Raw genomic sequence first — 21,565 nt, 5'->3', positions numbered from 1 at the left:
CGTCCGGATGCACCAGCGCCTCACCGACGATCCGTGCCAGGTCCGCGTCGGTGGCCTCGCGGACCGCAGCGTCCAGGACCTGCACGCGACGATCGACCGCGGCCAGCGCCTCGGCCGTGACCTCGGCGGAGGTCAGCGCGACGTTCAGATCGGCGGGCTCGTCGGCCGGGGTGAGCAGCTTCAGCGCGACGCCCGTGCGGCCGCGGCCCGGGTAGGTGCTGTGGAAGTCCCCCAGCTCCAGCTCGCGGGCCTGCCCGTCCACCTCGAACGTCACGACCGCTCGGACGATCTCCGTCAGGGCCTCCCCGCGCAGTTCGAGCCGTTGCTCAACGGCCCGCCTCACGCCGTCGGCATCAGCGACCGTGCGGTACAGCGTGTCGAGCAGCCGCCGTTCCTTCTCCTCACGTTCGTCCTTCTCCTGGGGAGACAGCGCGGCGCGGTTCTTGACGCTGACCACCATCCGGGCACCGCGCGCGCCGATGATCAGGTAGTCGATCTCGGCGATGTCACCGAGCCGGGTGCCGTCGGCCCGCTCCGGCAGCACCCGCACGTTCTTGAGCAGGACGTCGTCCGGGCCGATCTCAGCCGCCCTGATCACGTCCAGGGCGAGTTCCTCCACCGCCCCACCACGCACGTTGCGGACCCAGCCGGCCCGGCTGAGGTAGGCATCCGGATCCGCGCGGTACAGCTCCCGCTCGGCCGTGGCCTCCAGAGCCTGACCGACCCGGGCAACCACCCGGTCGAAGATCTCCCGGTCGGCCGCAGATGCGCTGCCGGCCTGCACCGGCGGCGCCCGCGGCTCGATCGGCAACCGCACCCCCGGCGGGCCGACGCGCTGGGCACCGTGGACGGTGATCGGCTCGACCAGCGCGGCGGGCGCGGGCACCACCTCGGCCGGCCCGTCGCCGTCGATGCGGACCCAGCTGCCGGCGGACTCGACGCGCGAGCCGAGCATCCGGGTCCAGAACACGGTCACCGGAGCCGTCGCCGCGACGACCGGCAGCCCGAGCGCCCGCGACAGCTCCCGCACCGGCCCGTCCGGGTCGACCCCCACGGAGCAGGTGCACAGCACCAGCTCGCTGATGGTCCCCGCCGGCACGCCGAGCCCGTCGAGCACGAAGGCCAGCTGCTCGCCGGTCAGCCGCACCTCGACGCCGTCGATCAGGTACCGGAAGCCGTCCCGGTCACCGTGGATCACGATCGTGGCCTGGCCCGGCGCGGTGCGCAGGTCCAGCCCGAACGCCCGCAGCCGGTCGGTCGGCGCGACGAGGACGACCCCGTGACCGTCCGGGTGCACCAGCGCCTCGGTCGCGATCCGCGCCAGGTCGGCGTCGGTGGCGGCACGCACCGGGCGGACGCCCGGCGGCCCGCGGATGTGGCGCGCCCGCCAGTTGTCCAGGAGAGAGGCCACCCACATGGCGAGCGCGCTGCCGCCGGTGGCGAGGAGCACGACCGGCCACCCGACGACGGGCACGATCGCGTGCAGCCCGAACGCGAGCAGGCTCGAGGCCAGCACCAGGTTCGCCGTCACGCCCTTGCGCGGTGCGATGCGCCCCAGCCGCAGCTCGGAGGAGATGCCGAGCCAGGACAGGTACGCCGAGGAGACGGTCAGGCCGACGCCGGCGATGGCCATCAGGCTCTGGTCGACGAAGGCGACCTGGACGGAGAACAGGAAGTTCGCCACGGTGATCACCGGCATCGCCCAGGCCTGCGCGATCGCGCGGATGCGCGGCAGCAGGTTCGGGTCGAAGCCCACCCACCCGGCGATCATCGCCGGGAGCGCCTGGACCAGGAACAGCGTGTCGGCGATCGCGAACACGCCGTTGACGGCGAACGCCAGCGGTCCGGCCGCGCCGAGCGTGCCCGCGACGTGCCCGGCCAGGTTGACCAGGAACGTGCCGGCGAGCGCGGTGTTGACGAGCCGGCCCAGCAGGCCGGCGTGCGGGCTGAACCCGTACATCGACTGGGCCTGCACGCCCAGGACGCTCCCGGCCTTGTCCAGGAAGATCGAGAACTCCTTCACCGACGTCTGCAGCCGGCTCTCCGCGGTCTCCTGCGCGCCGAGCGGCGCCTCGAGCAGTGCCCAGGCGTCCACCAGCACCTGCTGGGCGAGCCGGTCGAACCCGGCCAGCCGCCACTTCGGCATCCGGTCCAGCGCGGCGTACTTGCCGATCACCGCGATCAGGCTGCGGACCGTGTCGTGGTCGATGTGGCTGCGCTCCAGGGCGAGCTCGGTCATCACCCGCAGCTCGGTGGCGTAGATCGTGCGGTGCACGTTCAACGCGCCGCGCACCGCGTACGCCCACCCGGCCGCGACGGAGGACAGCGGCAGCAGCCACCAGGCCGCGGCGACGATCCCGATCCCCGCGATGACGGTCGCGGCGACGGTCAGGCGGACGAACCGGGTACGCAGCTTCGCGATCTCGGCGTTGTCCGCGCGCTGGGCGATCTCGGTGTCCTGAACCTGCTCGACGACCCGCCCGGCCACGGCCGGGTCGTCGGTGGCCAGCAACGACTGGTGACCGGCGATCAACGCCTCGACGGTGACCGCTCGCCCGTCGGCGTCGACCAGGCCGAGCCCGCCGAGGTCGGTGGCCAGGTCCAACCCGACCCTGGCCGCTCGCTCGGCCGCCGCGCGCTCGGCCCGTGCGGCCTTCAGCGCCTTCGAGCTCGCCCGGGCCGCCCTGAGCGACGCTGCGATCAGCTTCGGCGAGATCAACCGGCCGGCGGTGATCCGGTGGTTGACCGACGCGGTCCACATCACGAGGTTCCGGGCCTGGTCCGAGCCGGGACGGGCCGGGTCGAACACGTCCCGCGGATCCACGATCTCGACGGCGGCCTGCTCCGCTGGGGTCGGCACGCCGTTGACCAGCTCGTACTGCGCGAGGAACCGTCGGACGACCGCGCGGCGGTCCGGGTCGAGCGTCTCGCGGAAGTCGTCCCACAGACCCGAGCGCCACTGGACGTACGCCCAGCGCTGCACGTCCGCGCGGGCCGCGACCAGCAACCGCTCCAGGTTGTCGTGGCGCACGTTGTGGAACGCGTCCATGCCCAGCTCGTCCCGGATCCGCTTGAAGATCCGCTCCATGTCGTGGGCGTGCCGGTAGTACTGCGGGTTCGACTCCGGCTTGACGGCGTCCGACCCGAAGAGGATCCGGGTCGGGTGCCGGCGGACCAGGTCGAGGAAGGCGTCGGTGATCTCCGGCGTGGCCTGCAGGTGCCGCGCCACCTCGTTCCACGAGATGTCGAACGAGATGTGCGCGTAGGCCGGGTCGTCGAGGATCTTCCCGATCAGCTGCAGGTGCTCCACCGACAAGGTCGTCCACTTGCCGACACCCAGGTGCGCCAGGATCACCTTCGACGTCGGGAACTTCTTCAGCAGCGCCAGCAGCGGCATCCCGTACCGCTCGTCGGGCACCTCCTCGCCGAAGCGGCCGTCGGCCAGGATCCGGGCAAGACCCCAGTCGTTGTGCAGCACGACCAGGTAGCCGATCTTCTCCGACGCCCGCAGGAGCTCCGCGACGTGCGGGTTGTGCACCGGCATGGCCGCCAGCTCGGCGCGCGAGCGGAGCTGCCCGGCCGCGACGTCGAGCCCGCTGTCCGCCAGCAGCTGCTTGATCGCGTCGATCTCCCGCAGCAGCGTGCCGATCAGCTGGGCCGACTCCACGCCGTCGAGGCCCCGCGGACCGGCGAGCAGGGGACGCAGCGCCACGGGCACGTCCGCGGCCGTCACGCCCGACCGCGGATCCGCGAGCATCGCTCGGAGCACGGTCGCCGCGGTGATCACGCGCCGCACCTGGCGGTCCCACTCCGGGTTGAGGATGTGGATCGCCTCGTCACCGAGCAGGTCGCGCACGGCTTCCTTCGCGATGGTCGTCTCGCCCACCATCACGGCGAGATCGGGGTTGATCATCGCCATCGTCTGCAGGTAGCCCTCGGCACCCGCGATGTCCAGGCGCGCACCCGTCACGCCCATCACCGCGCGCCACGCCAGGTGCGGCGGCAGCCGCCGCACCGCGTCCACCAGCCGGACGTCGGGGAAGGTGCCCCACATCTGCAGCATCGGCACCTTGAACACGAGCCCGAGCGTGAGCGCGTTGGTGACCGCGTAGTAGAACGTCCCGCCCGTCGTCGAGGCACCCTTCCCGCGCTGCGGGATCGGGTGGAACGTGATCACGCCCTGGTGCCCGTCACCGGCCAACCGCTGCAGGAAGCCCCGGATCGACGTGGCCCGCGGGTCGTCGTAGCCGATGTGGTGGAAGTGCCCGTCGGACAGGTCGAACACCGGCATGCGCGACATGCCGATCAGGTCGGCCACCCGCGGGTCCACGCCCAGGCCGGTCAGTCCGGCCGCCGTCACGCCCTCCCGGCGCAGCTGCTCGCGCAGCCACCGCGTCGACACGACCTCACCGCTCGGCAGCTTCACCTTGTTGTCGAGGTGCACCCGCCCGTTGAACCGCATCCAGGCGAGGAAGATCGGGTCCCAGATCGCGTTGCGCGCCTCCGGGTCCGGCCGTGCCAGCCCGGTCAGCCTGGAGACGACCGGCCAGCTCAGCCCGGTCCAGCGCGTGATCGCCACGAACGGCACCCCGGCCGCGCCGGCGGCCGCCACCGCCGGCTCGACCGCGTCGACGAACGCCTGCCTGGACCGGGCGGCCGCCGCGGCAGCGTCGGCGGCGACCCGTCCGGCCGCCCGCAGCCGGGCGATCGCGGCCTCGTGCGCGGCTTTGCGCTCCCGCCACGTCGCTGCGGTGTCGGTCGGTGCCAGCTGGTGGCCGCTGTTGTCGAGGACCGACAGCAGACCGCCCGCGGCCTCGACGAGCTCGTCGCGCAGTGCCCGGTACCGCGCCTGCGCCTCGCCGGCCTCGCGGTCGCGGTCCTGCCATTCGGTCCACTCGGCCGTCCGGCTCCGCAGCGCCGCCACGAGCGCGCGTCGGGCCGCGCCCAGCGCGGGGACCCGCCGCTCCCACGGCGGCCCCCGCACACCGGACCCGCCGTCGTCCACGCCCGTGCCGGACCGGCCGGCCGGCACCGCCCGCGGCCGCGCCAGAGGTGATCCGGTCGCCAGCCCGGCGAGGGCGGCCGCCGGCAGGGCCGGACGCAGGTCGAGGACGTCGGCCGGAGTGCTCGCGTCGGCGTCGATCGCAGCCGTCGGAACTCCGATCGCCCGTGCCACGTCGCGCGCCGAGTGCCCGTCGTGCAGGGCGGTGAACGCCCGGTTAGCCATGAGCGTCCGGTGCGCCGCGACCGCCGACTCCCAGGCCCGCAGGGCGTCGGCGTACGTGGCCTCCGCCCCCGCGAGCGCCCTCCGCGACTCCGCCAGCGCCTCGACGACGTGCGCGAGGTCGCCGGTGAACGACCGGTGCCGGCCCGGCTTGCCGCCCACCGCCGGGGGAACGTCGGCCGAGATGTCGGGGTCGGTCGCGTACGCGCGCGCCAGCTCGAGCGGAATGCCCAGCCGGTCCGCGATCCGCCGCAGCTGCCGCTCGTCACCCGGGCGACGGCCCTGCGGGAACATCACCCACCGCACGCCCGACTCCAGCGTCGACCGGACCCGCGTGCGGTACAGCGCCATCAGGACCGTCGCGTCGTCCAGCTTGTCCCGGGCGTCCTCCACCGTGCCGGTGGACTCCTCGACCTCGTCACGCAGCCGGGCGAGCCTGCGATCGGACACCAGCCCGAACCTCGGCGCCGCGGTGCGCGCGGGCAGCGTCGCGCGGGTGTCGGCGGTCAGTGCCGTGGCCACCACCACGGCGACACCGAGCGCCTTCGCGATGCGCCGGTCCGTGATCCCCAGACGGACGGCGTCCACGAGCAGCCAGCCCACGATCCCGGCGACCGCGTCCGACGCCTGCTCGCGGGCCGCCGCGGCCGCGCGCACCGCAGCCTGCGCCGCCGCGTCGTCGGGGGCTGCGGCCAGCGCGGCCCGGGCCGCCGCCAGCCGCCGCTCCGCCTCGACCAGTTCCGCGACCGCGTCTCCGCCGGCCGTGGTGCCCAGCACCACCGACAGCCGGTACAGGACGTCGTCCGCGGAGCGGGCCATCTCGGGCGACTCCGCGTCGGCCCGCCGGGCCTGCCGGAACCGCCGCAGCTCCCCGCGCAGCACGACGAGCGCCGCCGCGAGGTAACCGCCGACCAGCAGGCCACCGGTCAGCAGGACCGTCGACCAGATGCCGGAGCCGGACTGGGGCGCCACCACGGCCGGCGGGTGCGCGGTCCCCGGGTCGGGACCGGTCGTGCTCGTGGGCGGCGCAGTCGGGGTGCCGGTCTCCGGCTTCTTCGACGACCCGGTGCCCGGATCGACCTTGGGCGGCGCCGGCGGCGCCGGCGGCTCGAGCGAGGAGGCCGGCACCACGACGAACCGCTCGCCCGGGTGGATCAGGTCCATCGCCGCGGCGTCGATGCGACCGCCCACGCGGAACCGGTCGCCCTGCAGCTGCGCGAGCTCCTCCGGGGACATCCCGAAGCGCTCCGCGATCCAGGTCAGCCGGTCGTTCGGCCGCACCACCGTCTGACCGGTCCAGCCCTGCGGCACCGTGATCGGCGTGCCGACGGGCACCCGGTCACCCGGCCGGGCCGGCCCCGGCGCGTTGCGCGCGATCAGGCCCTCCGCGGTGACGCCCGGCAGCCGCGCCGCGAGCGTCGCCCACGTGTCGCCGGGCCGCGGGTGCACGACGGGTGCGGACGCGACGACCGACACGACGGCGTGCGCCGGTGCCACCGGGCTCGCCTCGGCGCTCGAGGTGAGCCCGAGCCACGACGAGCCGAGGAGACCGACCAGCGCCGCGGTCACGACGACCACCCTGGTGACGGCGCGCGCCATCGCCGCGGGTCGGGATCCGGCGCCGCGAGCCGCGGTGCCGGCGGTGTTCCGGGTCGACGCGATGCTCTGCTGCGTCGACGCGGTGGGCGGGCCGGCCGGCGGTCCCCGGTTGCGGACGAGGCCGACGATGCCGGCGACGGCGGCCGCGGCGACCGCCCCGGCCGTCGTGCCGATGATCAGACCGGACGCTCCCGCACCGCCGAGGACGGCGAGTCCGATGCCGCCCGCCGCGCCGGCGACGATCGCGAGGCCGAGCGTGAGAGCCGCCGTCGGTTCGCCCCGGGGCGCCTCCGGCCGCGTCGGGGTCGGCTCGCCGCGGCGGGCCTGCACGTGGGCGTCGAGCACGAGGAGCGCCTCGAGGTGCCCGACGGAGCCGGTCCGCTGCGGGTCGGCGGGCTGGCGCAGCGCGCCGGAGCCGCGGGCGACGAGCCCGGCCAGCTCGGCGTCGGTGAGCGCGCCGGCCCGGGCCCGCACCAGCAGGTCCAGCGCCGCCACGGGCAGGACCGCCCGGTCGGCGTCGGTGAGCAGGCCGGCCCGGTGGTGGTTCAGGAGCAGGTCCGCGAGCACGGCGAGCCGGTCGATGCCGGTCATCGCGCGCAGGTCGTCGAGCCGCTCCGGGGTGACGGGCACGTCGACGTCCTGCGGGAGGCCGGCCGCGATCCGCAGCGCCTCGGCGAGGTCGGCGTGGGTCCAGTCGGTGCGGGTCGCGAGGGCGGCGGCCGTGTGCCGGTCCCTGGCCTCGGCCGCGGGTGCGGCGTCGGGGTTCTCGGCGAGCCTCCGCAGCGCTCCTCGCAGAGCCGACCGCGGCAGGTCGAGCGCGGCGAGCTGGGCCGAGGGGATGCCCATGACCTGGGCGACCGAGGTGATCCCGGCCTGCAGGAGGGTGCGGTACACGTGGTCGCGGTGGCGGCGGGGCAGGTGGGCGATCAGCCGTTCGATCCGGTCGGTCGGGACCGACCAGAGCACGTCGTACTCGGCCGGGTCCAGCCGGTTGCCGCGGTAGAGCTCCCCGAGGTGGTCGCGGACCACCGACCACGTGCCCGGCGTGGTGTCCTCCGCGACGCGGCGGGCGAGCCCGTCGGGATCGATCGACGCGGCCCAGGCGAGGATCCGCTCCCGGACCAGGTGCTGCAGCTGCCGCTCGTCGAGCTGCGGCCGGCCGGCCTGCACCTCGTCGCGCACCATGTTCCGCACGGCGGCGGCGTCGCGTCCGAGCTCCTCCGCGAGCAGCGCCAGCGCGGCCGGCTCGGCCACCACCGCGGCCCGCTCCCCCGCCTCGGACCGCACGCGGCGACCGGCCGGCGTGTGCGGGCCGTGCACCGGGTCGTTGACGAACTCCCGCGTCAGCTTGTCGATCACGGTGCCCGGCTGCTGCGCGTCGAGGCGGAGGAACCAGCCGACACCGGCCGGGCCCTCGACCGGCACGCCGAGCCGGTCCGCGATCTCCGCCATGGGGACGCCGGCGGCGTAGTCGACCAGCGCCTGCAGCTCCCGGTCGGAGAGCGCCGAGAGGCGGAGCCGATCGGCCGGGTCGAGGTCCAGCGGCTCCGCGGACGGGAAGCGCCGGCGCTCGGCGAGCATCTGCTCCGCGACGGCGACGGTCGCCGCGAGCTCGGCGCGGTCCATGCCGAGCCGCTCGCCCAGCTCGTCGAGCCGTGAGAGCGCGGTCAGACCGTTCAGCAGCGTCCGCTGTGCCTCGACCGCCCGCTCCACGTCGGCCGCCGTGTACCGGTGCAGGTGGAAGGTGCGCAGCGGGATCAGCGCCGCGAGCTCGTCGGCCGCGTAGACCTGCTCCTGGCTGCCCGGGTAGTCCTCGACGGCGAACCGGCCGGCGATCTCCTGCGCCCGCTCGTTCTGCGCGTCCGTGAGGCCGGGGATCGGCTGGCCGGCGCGGGCCAGTGCCAGCTGCCGCAGGTCGATGCCGGCCGGGTTCGCCGGGACCGTGAACGGGGCGGGCGCCGTACCCGCCCGCTCACCGGACCGGGCCTGCTCGGTCGGCCGGGCCTCCTGGACGACGCTGCGCTGCTGCCGCCGGGCCGCGAGCTCGGCCTCGGACCGCGCGAGGTCGAAGAGCGCGTCCACCCCGATGGAGTCCAGGTCGATCGCGACGGCCTCGACGGCGGGGTCGACGGCGGGGTCGCCCGCCGAGAGCTCCTGCCGGCCGGCCGGCTGCAGCACCGGATCGTCGAACGAGCGGTGGACGGTGGAGCTGCCGTTCTCGCCCTGCCGGCCGGCGCGGCCGCGGGCCTGCATCTCGATCCGGCCGGACTCCATGAACTCGGTGATCACCACGTGCAGGCCGCCGGCCTCGTTCAGCATGTCGTGCGCCGACTGGATCCGGTCGCGGGCCTCGATGCGGGCGGCCCGGAGCAGCGACTCGTACCGGGCGCGGTCGACGGCCTCCAGGCCCGGGTACTCGCGGTGCACGGACTCGCGGGCCAGGTACTCGACGTCGCCACCGAGGCGGATGTCGATGCCGCGGCCCGCACGGTTCGTCGCGACCGTCACCCGGTTGGCCCGACCGGCGTCGGCGATGATCCGGTCCATCCTGGCCCCGGAGGCGAGCGCGGTGATCAGGCTGACGTCCACGCCTTCCGCGCGGAGGTCCCGGGCGAGCCGGACCGCGTCGAGCACCGACCCCGCCACGACGAGCACCGGGCGCCCGGTCCGCGAGGTGGTGATGATGTCGTCGCGGATGCCCTGCCACTTCTCCGTGGCGTTGCGGTAGGTGACGGTGCCGTCGATGCGGTTCTCGCCCCTGTGCGGCGTGATGTGCACGACGTCCTTGCCGTTCAACCGCGGCCCGCCGGCGGTGCCGGTCATGCCGCCGTACGGGCCGTCGCCGATGAAGTCGAGGATCGTCATCGAGTCGAGCACGCGGGTCGGCGCGCCGATCTCGACGTTCTCGCGGTACTCGATGGCCTCGTGCAGGCCGTCGTTCCAGCGCCGACCGTCGGTCAGCAGCTCGCCGTGCTTGTCGACGATGAGGACCTTGCCGTCCGTGACGACGTAGTCCACGTCCTTCCTGACGATCAGGTCGAACGCCAGCGCGTTCTCGACGTGCCGGGTGAGCCCTGCGTTCGCCCGCGAGCCCAGGTCGCGGGCCTCGGGCAGGTTCCGGCCCTCCGGCAACGTGCCGAGGAACTCGATGCCCTCCTTCGTCAGCCGCACCCCGTTGCGACCGATCGTGTAGTGCAGGCCCGGCTCGAGCTGCGTCGCGGCCTTGGCCGCCCACACGAGGTCCGCCACCGGCACGCCGGCGTGCTTGGCCGCCTCCGCCAGCACGTGCGGTGTGGCGCCTTCGTCGAGCAGGACCAGGTCGACCTCGTCGATCAGGCGGAAGCCGCCGCGGTTCTGGTGCACCGGGTCGCCCGGCTGGTTCCTGGCCCGCAGCGCGTCGAACACGAACTCGCTGGCCGTGCCGATCGCGATGTCGGCCTGGTAGGCCGTTCTCCTGCCGGTGGGGCTCCGGGTGGGGACGACGACGTCGACGGTCACGCCGAGCCGGTCGGCGATCGGTCGCAGCACGCCGAACGCGTCGCGGACGAGCTTCTCGTTGAGCGTCAGCCACTGCACGCCACCGCCCTCGACGGGCCGTCCAGCGGCGTCGCGCGCGTCCACGCTGCGCACGATCGCCGTCAGCGACCCGGTGAGGGTCTTGCCCTCGCCCGTGACCATCTGGACGAGGTCCTCGCGAGCCATGGCGATCGTCGCGGCGATCTGGTCGTCGCGCGGTGTCATGCCACTGCGTCGGGAGGCCTCGCAGGCGAGGGCGGTGCACTCGATCACCGCGTCCTCGACCGTGCGCTCCCCACGGCGCACCTCGCCGGCCAGCTGCTGGAACCTCCGCAGGAGGTGCTCGTCGGTGAAGCGCCGGAACCGCTCCCAGTAGGAGTGGGTCTCGGCGACCTCGGCCGCGAAGTCCGCCTCGGTCCTCGTGCTGGTCGTCGTAGCCGGGTCGGTGTCCTCGGTGGCCGGGACGGGCTCGCCGTCGAGCGATCCTGATCCTGGCCGTGCGGGGTCACCGTCGGTCGTCGTCCGCTGGGACGGCGTGCCGCCCTGCGAACCCCCGGCGTCGTCCGCCGGGTCCGTCACGCCCGGGCCGTCCTGCTCACCCTCGGCGTGGTTCGTGGTGGTGCTGTCGTCGGCTGCTCCTGGCAGTGCCTCCTCGCCTGCGTCGGTGGTCGTGCCAGTGTCGTTCTCGTCGGGTCGTACCGGCTCCGCGCCGGTGTGGGTCGGGGTGCTGCCGTCGCCCGGGGGCGGCAGGTCGAGGTTGTCAGCGGCCGGGTCCAGCTCACGCTGCTCGCCGGGGCGGGTGGGATCGGGCGCGGTGTCGTCCGTGTGCGGGCGCGGACCGCCGCCGTGGTCGGGATCGCCGGGCAACGGGTCCGGTCCACCGCTGCCGTTCTTCTGCCGTCCGCCGCCGAGCCGCTCGCCGCCGGGCTGCGGACCGGGCAGCGCGGGCTGGCCGGGCTCGTTGCCGGGCTTCGGGCCGGGCTGCCGACCACCGGGCGCGCCGGGATCGCCCGGGCCGTCCGGCGCCTGCCGGACGGACGAGGTCGGCCGGGCGGCATCGTCGGTCAGGCCGGCCAGCTCGTCGAGGGAGGGCAGCGGGTAGGCGTCGCCGTGGACGCCGCTGCGGAGCTCGTCCAGCTGGTTGCGGACGATGTCGGCGAACACCTCGCGGGTGATCGTCCCGTCGTGGAGGGCGTCCACGAGGCGGGAGTCGATGAAGATCCGGCCGTCGTGGGTGTAGAGGACGAGATCGCCCTGGTGCATCGGGGCGTCGCGCACGAAGTCGTCGACCACGCACAGGGCGTGGCAGCCGGCGGCGGTGATCTCCTCGACCGACAGCCCGGTCAGGTCGGCGAGCTCCTGCGGGGACAGCTCGGCGATCGGCACCGTGGGCCGGATCGTGGTCGTCCCACCGTTGCGCATCAGCTGGTCGAGCTGGACGAGCCGGTTGGCCCGGTCGAGGGCGGCCTGGCGGATCGCGTTGGCGGTCTCGGGTCCGAAGACCCGCGCGAGCAGGCTGGGCCGACCACCGACCGCGTCGACGCCCCACTCCCGCACCGAGGCGGCGCGATGGGCGGCGGCCACGGCCTCGGGCGTGGCCGTCTGGCCGAACGCGAGGCCCAGCCTGCCGTAGGCCCGCAGCGTCGAGATCAGACCGGGGATGTACCGGGTGCCGTCGAAGTTGTAGCGGCCGAAGATGCCGCCCCGCGCCACGACCTCGCTGGCGAGCGCACCCGTGCGGAGCCCGCCCGCGGTCCGGGTGAGGACGTCGGCGAGGCCGCCGGCGCGGAGCCCGCTCGTGAGCTCCCCGGCCTCGCCCACCGCCGTGCCGCGGCCCCGGAGCGCAGCCGCACCGGCCTCGGCCCCGGCGGCCAGGCGCGGGAGCAGCGCCGCGCCGCCACGGCCGAACACGAACCGGGCCACCGCAAAGTTGATCTTCAGCGGGAGCATGGCGACGTTGCCCGTCCTGATGGACCCGCGGAGCACGCTGCCTGCGACGCCGTCGAGCCCCGCCGACCACGTGCCGAGCCGCGCGCCTGCCGCCGTCATGCCCCGCATGCCGGCCGCCGCGCCCACCCTGCCGGCCAGCAGACCGGCGCCCTTGGCGCCCAGCGAGATGGCCTTGATGACCGCTCCGGCGCCGAGCGCGACCAGCGCCACCGTGCCGATGTCCTCCAGCGCCGTGGAGACCGGCCGGAAGTAGTAGTCGTTGCCGAGCTTGGTGGTGTCGCCGTCGATCCAGCGCTCCTTGAAGCCGACCATGCCGTTCCAGATCCCGCCCGTGAGCGGCCGGTTCTCGGCGTACTCGTCGCCCCACGGGGCGAAGGTGACCCAGCTCCACAGCTCCTTGCCGACCGCTCCGACGAGCCCGGGGATCGCGCCGGAGACGACCGCCCAGGTGTCGCGGCCGAGGTTCTTGAAGAACCCGCCCACCGTCTTCTCGGTGTTGCGGCCGAGCACGATGGCCTTGCCGTCGAGCGCCTCCGAGTAGCCGTCCTGGCAGCCACCCGACGTCTCGCTGCACTCCTTGTTGTCCTCCCCACCCGGCGCCTTGGTGTGCAGCTTCAGGACGGTCTTGTCGTCGTAGACGCGGCCGCCGGTCTCGGCCCGCTCCGCCTTCGCGTCGCCGTAGCAGAGCCCGTTGCCGCCGGTGCTGCAGTCGGCGAGGGTGTCCCAGTCGGAGTCGACGTGGGTGCGGACCTCGCCCTTGCAGGTGCCGTTGGTGTCCTGGCACGAGCCGGAGGCGACGGCGACCCCCCGACGGTCGTCGTCGCCCCCCATGGTGAACGCGCTCACCGAGATCGAGCAGCTGCCGGCCTGGTTCGTCCCGCAGGACTTGTGGGCCTCCGCGTTGTTCTTGTCCGACTCGTGCTTCGAGTCGGCCTTCGCCTCGTACGAGCAGGTGACGCCGGCGCTGCCCAGGCACCACGCGACCGCCTCGGCCCGGTGCTCCTCCTCGTTGATCTTCGCGTTCGCCGCGATCGAGCACCAGCCGCCACCGACGTTGCCCGACTCCGAGCACGCGCTCTTCGCGCTGGACGAGAGGTTGCCGTTGTCGCCGCTGGCCTGCGCGCTGCCGCTGGCGGAGAACTCGTAGTGGCAGTTGCCGGTCGGACCGTCGGTGTCGCAGCTGGAGCCGAACTCGAGGTGCGCCGGGATGGTCCTGGCCGGGTTCTGGAAGCACCCGTGCGGGCTGGTGCACGGCGGCGGCGCGTCGACGTACTCGTCCACGAACTTGGCCACCGACACCGACGAGCAGACGCCGGTGGTCTGCACGCAGTCCGACGGGTTCTGCGAGGTCTTGAGCGAGCCGTCCTTCGACTCCGCGTACGCCCGGGTGTGGGTCTCCGACCGGGTGCAGGCGGCAGCGCCCGCCCCCTGGCAGGAGGTGTAGGCCTGGACCTTGCCCTTGGTCGGGTCGTAGGCGACCGCCCCGGTGATGTTGCAGCTGCCGGAGGTGCCGGAGCAGTCGGCCACCGCGTCGCCGGTGTGCCACTCGTGGTCGCCGCGCTGCTCCACCTTGCCGTTGACGTGGGCTTCCTGGGAGCAGTGCGGTCCTTCGGGGTAGCAGCCGGTCTGGACGTTGACGCGGGCCGGCAGGTAGACGGGGATCTTGTTCCCGTCCTTGTCCAGGATCGGGTTGCCCTTGTCGTCGGTCTCATAGATGAGGATCGGCTTGCCGTCCTTGCCGAGGACCGGCTTGCCGTCCTTGTCGACCTCGAAGGCCTGCTCCGGGTCGAGCGCGACGAACTTCCCGTACACCGAGCACAGGCCCGACGTCTTCACGCAGTCGACCTTGCCGTCGCCCTTGATCGTGCCCAGCTCGGGCCCGTTCGGCACGGCCTGACCGGGACGGCTGATCTCGCCGACGATGTGCGCCTCGGACCTCGTGCACGTCGCGCCTTCGGACGTGCAGTTGGAGTAGGCGGTGATCTCGCCGGTCTTGGGGTCGAAGCCGCCACCGACCACGGTGGAGCACCAGCCGCCGGTGCCGGAGCACGCGTTGTCGGCCGTCCCGCTGATCTTGCCGTCGGCGCCGGAGATCCGCGCCGTGCCCGTCGACCAGTGCGAGCACGATCCGGCGCCCTGGTTGTCGCACCCGGTCCCGACCACCAGCGTCGGCGGGACCGGGTTGCCGTCCTTGTCGGTCTCGGCCGGGTAGTACTTCGCGACGCCGGTGAGGGAGCAGGCGCCGACGCCGCCGGTGCAGACACCCCCGCCGAGGCCCTTGAGCTCGCCGTTGGGCGACGAGGCGTCGATCTTCAGGTTGGCGTACCGGCTGCACGCGCCGCCCTCGGTCGCGCAGTAGGACGACAGCTTCAGCTGGCCCGTCTTCTCGTCGTAGACGGCCGTCGAGCCCGTGGCGCAGTACCCGCCCGACGCCTGGTCGCCCGAGCAGTGGCCGCCCGAGTCGCCGCTGATGCCGGTGCCGGCAGCCGACGACGCGGAGCTCGTCGCGTAGTGGGAGGCGCAGTGGCCGGTGCCCGAGCACCCGGCCTGGGCGAACGCGCTGTCGGCGTCGACCTTCACCGTCGCCTGCGTGCTGCACGAACCGCCGGAGCCACCGCCGGAGCACGTCGACCACGCCTCGCCGTGCTGCCCGCCGACCGTCTGCGCGGCCTCGGCATGGCTCGAGTAGGAGGCGGAGCAGTTCGCGGCGCCGCTGCATCCCGCCGCGGCCATCGAGTAGCCCTTGCCGGCACGGGCGATGGCGTGCACCGCGACCCCGCCGCCGCCCGGCCCGTTGCCGCCACCGCTGCCGGACGCGTGCGCGCTGGCCCACGAGCGATGGACGCCGTCGTCGTAGGAGGCGGAACCGGAGGCGCTCGCCGAGTAGGAGTAGCGGCAGTTCGGCGCGCCCGTGCACGACGCCGAGGCGGACGCCTGCCCCGGACCGGCCGAAGCGTGCGCCGTCACGGCCACCGCGCCGCGACCCACTCCACCGCCGCCGGACCCCGACGCCGACGCGTGCGCCCGGCTGCCGCCACCGGACGCCGACGCCGCCGCGCTCGCCGAGTAGGAGTGGCGACAGTTCGGCGCACCGGTGCACGACGCGGCCGCCGCCGCCTGTCCCGGACCGGCCGAGGCCTGCGCCGTCACGGTCACCGCGCCGCGGCCCATCCCACCGCTGCCGGACCCGGACGCCGACGCGTGCGCCCGGCTCCCCCCGCTGGCCGCGGAGTCGGAGGCGCTCGCGGCGTAGGAGTGGTGGCAGTCGACACCGGCGGTGCCGGCGCACTCGGCGAGAGCCTGAGCGACCCCGTGCTCGGCCTGCGCGCTCACCAGGGCAGCCCCGCCACCCACGGTGCCGCTGCCGTGGGCCACGGCGTCGGCCCGCGACGTCGCCGAGCGGGCGTGCCCCTCCGCGCGGAAGGCGAAGGAGCACTGGGAGCCGGCGGTCGCGCCGCACTCGGCCCCTGCCGTGGCGAAGTCGGGCGTCGCGCCGACCTGGGCACCGATCGCGCACTGCCCGTCCTGGCCGGCGGTGCACGCGGAGCGGGCGGTGGCGGTGTGCTGGCCGCCCGGCGCCGGCGACAGCGCGTTCCCCTCGGTCCGGGTCGTGCAGCCCGTCGCGACGCAGCCGGCCGTGACCTGCGCGGCACCGGCAGCCGCGGATCCACCCGTCGCGGCCTGGCAGTAGGGGCCGGCGCACTCTGCGACGGCGACGGCGTGGCTCGTGCGATCGGTGGCCGGCGCCGTGGTCGTGCGCAGGCCGCCGGCGAGGGTGGCGGGATCGTCGGTGGCGACCGTGACGCTGCGACCGCGGACCGGGCACGTACCCGTCGCCGTGGTGCAGGCGCCCTCGATCGTGGCGCCGGTGGTGCCGAACCGGCCGCCCCCGGCGGGCACGACGGCCACCTGGCCGCCGGTGCTCAGTGCTGCGGTGCAGGCCTGGGTCCCGGTGCACCCGGTCGAGCCCTCGGCGACGGAGACCGACGTCGGGTCGGTGGCGTCCCCGTTGGCGGCAGGCACCGGACCGTCACCGGCGCGGGCGGCAGCTGCTGCGCCGCCGTCCGGGCTGGCCGCGCTGGTCGTCCGGCCGGTGACGGTGCCGACGCACCCGGCCGGGCAGTCGAGCTGGGCCGTCGCCTGCGTCGATCCGGACCAGCCATCGGCCTGCCCGGCACCGGTGGTGGTGACCGCGGTGGCGGTGGATCCGACCGTGCAGCCTGCGGCCGAGCCGGCCATGCAGGCGGCTTCCATGTGGGAGTTGCTCACCGCTGCGTCGCCGGCCGTGTAGTCGGCGTCGCCGGTGACGGCGGCTGCGCAGCCGGGGCCGGCGCAGGCGCCTGATCCGCGGGAGGTGGCGTAGGTGGCCGGGGCGTCGGTCACGGGCTTGGCCGCGCGTGCCGCGGCGTCCTTCGCGGCCTTCTCGGCCTCGGTCGCCGCGGTGGCGGCGTCGGTGGCCTTCTTGATGTCTTCGGGTGTCGCGCCCTTGCCGGCGGCGACCCGCTGGGCCTGCTCGGCGTCCGCGCGGGCCTGCTTGGCCTGCTGGGCGAGCTGGTTGGCGGTGTCGGTGTTCTGCTCGGCGATGATGTCGGCAACGACCTGGCCGGTGCCGGCGGTGGAGCTGGTCTGGACCTGGCACCCGGACTGGGTGGTCACGCACGTGCCCGACGTGGTTCCGCGGCCTTCCGGGGGACCACGGGCACCGTTGGCGCCGTTGACGGTGTTCGGACCGTCCGAGCCGGCCGCGGACGTGCGCGCGGTGCCCGCGCAGCCGCTCGCCGCGCCGGCGCAGTCCAGCATCGCGTCGGCCATCGTCCACGAGGACGCACCGGCCACGGTCGGCCCGCCGGTGTTCGCGGACGAACCCGGCGCGACCGGGGCGGGCGGGGTGGCCGGCTGCTGACCCGGCTGCTGCTGGGCGGGCTGGTCACCGGTGTTGGTCGTCGTGGTCTTCGCGTTCTCGGTGGGGGCGGCGGCCATGATCGGGGCGATCCGGTTCGCGTCCGGCCCGGTCGAGGCACCGGAGTTCGTCACGCCCTGGCAGATGCCACCGGTGACGCCTTCGCACACGCTCTCACTGGAGGAACCGCGCGGGTTCGCCGACACGGCCGGGTCGGTCGCGGTCGCCGCGGAGGTGGCCTTCCCGGTGCAGGTGGTGGTGCCCTGGCAGACCACCAGCGCACCGGCCACCGACGCCGCCGACGGGCCGGCGGGCAGCCGGGCCACGTTGGTGGCCTGGTTGTCACCGGCCAGCGCCAGCGCGGCACCCGGCCCGGTGGCCGCGGTCGAGCTCGACCGCACCTGGCAACCGCCGGTCCCCCCGGTGCAGGACGCGGTACCGGTCGAGGTCCGCGGACCCGCCGTGGTGGTCTCGTCGTAGGCGGTCGTGGTGGTGGTCACCGTGCCGGTGCACGCGCTCTGGCAGTCCAGCGACGCGTTCGACCGCGCCACCGACGACGGACCGGCCAACGCCTGACCGGCCAGCGGCTTGCCGGTGGCCGGGTCCACCATCACGTAGTCCGGGGCACTGGAAGCGGCCGAGCTGGACTCGCCGCGACACCCACCACCGGTCACCGTGCACGCGCTGGTGGTCGAGGTACCCCGCGGCTTCTCGGTGACCGCGGTGTCGCGGGCACTCGTGGCCGCCAGCGTGGTCCCGCCGCACTCGGTCGCCGCACCCGCGCACTGCACGGTCGCCGAGGCGTCGGAGGTCGACACCGGACCCGACACCTGCGCCACACCCGACGTCAGGTCCGCCTTCGACACGGTCGGGGCGCGGTTGGCGACCGCGGTCGTCGCCTCGGTCGAGCACCCCCCACCCGTGCCGTGCACCGTGCACCCGGTGCTGGCCTGGCTGTCACGCACCCCGGTCACATCACCGGTCGCGCCCCCCGCCGTCGTCGACCCCGCCGCGCCCAGGCACCCGACCAACTGGCAGTCCGCGCCGGCGCCGGCGGTGCTGGACGCGGTCAACTCCCGCACCCCCGCCGCGGTCGCGGCGCGCGACCCGGTGGTGTCGCCGACCTGCGACCGGGCGTGGCTGCCGCAGGAGCCGCCGGTGGTGGAGCAGGTCGACGACGCCGTCGTGTCCCGCACCCCCGTCACCGGAGCAGCCGGCACCGGGGCAGCCGCCGGGTCGACAGGGGCCGCGACCGGGGCGGCGATCTTGCCGGTGGTCGCGGTGGTGGTGGCACCGGTGCAGGTCGCGGTGGCGCAGTCGACCCACGCGTTCACCGCCGACACCGCCGCACCCGCACCGTCCACCGTGGCACCCGGGATGCGGGTCACCGCACCGGTGGCCGCGTCCCACGTGTAGCGGGCCGCCCGGGTCTCGGTGGGGTTGTCCGCGCGGGTGTCCGACGAGGCCCCGCACGAACCGCCGGCCACCGTGCAGTCGGCCTTGCCCGACCCATCCCGGGTGGTCGCCACACCGTTGACCGTCGACGCCGTCGACGCCGCACCACGACCCGACCCGTCGACCTGCACGGTGGCCTGCGCCGCGCCCTGGTCGCCGCGGTCGGCGTCCGCACCGGAGTGCGCCGAGCACCCGCCGGCGGTGACCGCGCAATCCGCCGCGGCGTTCGTGGCGCGGGTCCGCGGCTTCTCCGCCACCGCCGCCGCGACCACCGCGGGGGTCTCGGTGTGCTCGCCGTTGCTCGCCGTGGCCGCGGTACCGGTGCACCCGGTCGCGCCCTGCGAGCACCGCGCCGACGCATCCGCCGAAGCCTGCTCGCCCACGTGCACCCGGGTGGTGACCTCGCAGCGGCCCGCCGTGGAGGCGCAGTCGCCCTTCGCCGTCGCCGCGCCGGAACGCTGCTCGGTCGGGCCGGCCGCTGCGTTCACCGCAACGGCGCCGGTCTTGTCGCCGGCCTTGTCGCTGTCGCGTCCGGTGCTGGCGGCCGCGCAGGTACCAGCCTCCGAGGAGCAGGAACCTTCCGCGCCCCAGCGGTCGGCCCGCCCGTCGATCGAGCAGGTCCCCGTGCACGACGCGTTCTGCGCCGTCTTCTGGGCCGTCTTCTGGGCCGTCTTCTCCCCCGCGACCCCGCGGCCGTCCTGGCCGGAGCGCGGCGGGCCGGTGGTGTCGCCGCTGCAACCGCCACCGCTGGAGCGGCACGCCATCGTCGCGCCATCACTCGTCGCTCGCGTCGACGCGCCACCATCGCCCTTGCCCAACTCGAACCGGGCATTCGCCACCACCGCGTCCTCGCCAGAACCCTTACGGCTCGACGTCGAACACGACCCCGCAGTCAGATCACACGACGCACTCGCCGCACTGTCGCCCGACCCGGCGGATGCCCCGCACCCGGACGACACCCCGGCCAAGGCGACACACCTGTCCCCTGAACCCCGGTCGCCCCGATCACCGTCGCCGTTGTAGCGGCCCTGCTCACGATCATCCGCGGTGACCGCGCGGCACTCCACGAACGCACCACTCGCGCCACAACCCGCGGCCGCACCGTCCCCGGCATCCGACGCAGCGTCCGACACGGTGTCCGGCGACCCACGACCCGTCGCCTCCCGCAACCGATCGGTCTGCTCGTACACCTGCTCACGGCGCTGCTCGTAGGCGGCCACGTTCTGCTCGTGCGCGTCCCTGCTCACCGCACCGGCAGCGACCTGCTTGTCCTCCGCAGCCAGCTTCGCCTGCGTCGCCGACAGCTCCGCATGCCCGTCGACCACCTCATCGACCAACTGCGCGTCCTCGTCGGAGACCTGCTCCCGCGACGCCGCAGCCTTGGTCTCACGCTCGGACTGCGCCTTCTCCGCCGCCGAATAGTCAGCAGCGGTCATCTTCCCCGCGTCGGCGTTCTTCTTCGCCTCGGCAAGGTCCTTCTCGCCCTTGTCCGCCGCGATCCGATCGTTCAGGTAGTCATCGGTCGCGTTCGGCTCGTGCTCATCGCCGTCGTGATCAGACCAGTCACCATCCGAGTCGTCGCCGTGCCGCGATGACCGAGCGTGACCATCCGCGTCGTGCGATGGCGGGCCCCGACCCGACTTCAGCAGCACCGCGTTCTGCGCCGACCCCGCCCCCGCACAGTCGTGCGCCGAGCCGGTGCACTGCCCCGCCGACCCGCTGTCGTTCGACAGCACACCCATCTCGCCGTGCTTGCCCGAACCGTCCACCGCCGACATCGCGTACTCCGCGGCAGCCTGCACCACCCGACGCACCTCGTGCCCGCCCGGCAGATCCGACGTCGCGTCGACCAGATCGCGCACCGCACCCCGGACGTCACCACCGTCCTCCGCCGCCGAACGCACCGCGTCGACCTTGTCGCGCATGCGGTCGCCGAACTCCTGCCACTGCCCGGACAGTTCCTTCGCGAACCGCACCGCAGCGCGCGGGGAGTCGTCGCTCCTCTCGGCGTCGGCCTCGGCGGAACTGGTTTTCGCCGACGTCGCTCGCTCGGAATCGTCCATCCGCTCCTCGACGGTACGGACGGCGTCGCCGACCTTCTCCCGGACCTTCTCCTCGACCTTCTGCCTGATCCGGTCGCCGATCTCGTGAACCCGGTCGGCAGGGTCGTCATGATCGGCGCGGGCGTCGTGCTCGATCGTGTCGCTGACGATCCCGGCGACCGTCTTCCGCAACTCCTCGGCGCCGGCGTTGTGGTCGTTGTCGTCGCCGTTGCGGTGGTTGGTGGCACGGTCGCCGTCGGCGCGGTCGCGATCCGGGGTCTCGGAATCGTCGTTGTCGCGCTCGCCGAAGCGGTGCTCGATCTCCTTCGCGACGGCCTTGGTGTCGGACGCGAACCGATCCCGCAGTTCCTTGACGTCGTCCGCGGAGACCTGCTTGCGCTCGCCGTCGTCCGAGGAATCGGCCTTCTCGTGCTTCTCGGACTTCTGCTCCGATCGGGCCTCGTCGTCGCTCGACCGCTGCCGGTCTTCGTTCTTCGCGTTCTCGTCGTGCGACTGCTTCTTCTCGCCGTCGTCCGACTTCTGCTGCTTCTTCTCGCCGTCGTCCGACTTCGCCTGCTTCTTCTCGCCGTCGTCGTCGTGCGACTGCTTCTTGTCACCGTCGTCGTTCGACTTCTGCGACTTCTCTCCGTCGTCCGACTTCTGCTGCTTCTCTTCGCCGCCGTCGTTGTCCGACTTCGACCCACCGCCGTCGTCCGACTTGCCGCCGTTGTCGTCGCCGCCCTTGTCGCCGCCCTTGTCGCCGCCGTCGGAACCGTGCCCGCCGTCGTCGTTGCCGCCGCCGTTGTTTCCGCCGTCGTTCCCGTCACCGCCGTTGTCCCCGCTGTCCTTGCCTCCCTTCAACAGCGAAGTCGAGGCCAT

Annotated in this window: 1 protein-coding gene (only partly in view); it reads right to left on the bottom strand. The window is 74.3% G+C overall.

The window, feature by feature from the left end:
* A protein-coding gene (locus ACQEVB_RS22375; RefSeq protein ID WP_432974484.1) for a hypothetical protein crosses the window boundary here: on the bottom strand, positions 1 to 21,565 show its 5' portion. Its footprint begins 4,772 nt before the window's first position; 21,565 of the gene's 26,337 nt are visible here — the first part of the coding sequence; it begins with the start codon at positions 21,563 to 21,565; the stop codon falls past the left edge of the window.

The sequence above is a fragment of the Pseudonocardia sp. CA-107938 genome (assembly GCF_050936315.1).
Classification (GTDB): Bacteria; Actinomycetota; Actinomycetes; order Mycobacteriales; family Pseudonocardiaceae; genus Pseudonocardia.
The sequence above is the reverse complement of the archived record's forward strand: the minus strand, read 5'-3'. Positions and strand labels throughout refer to the sequence as shown.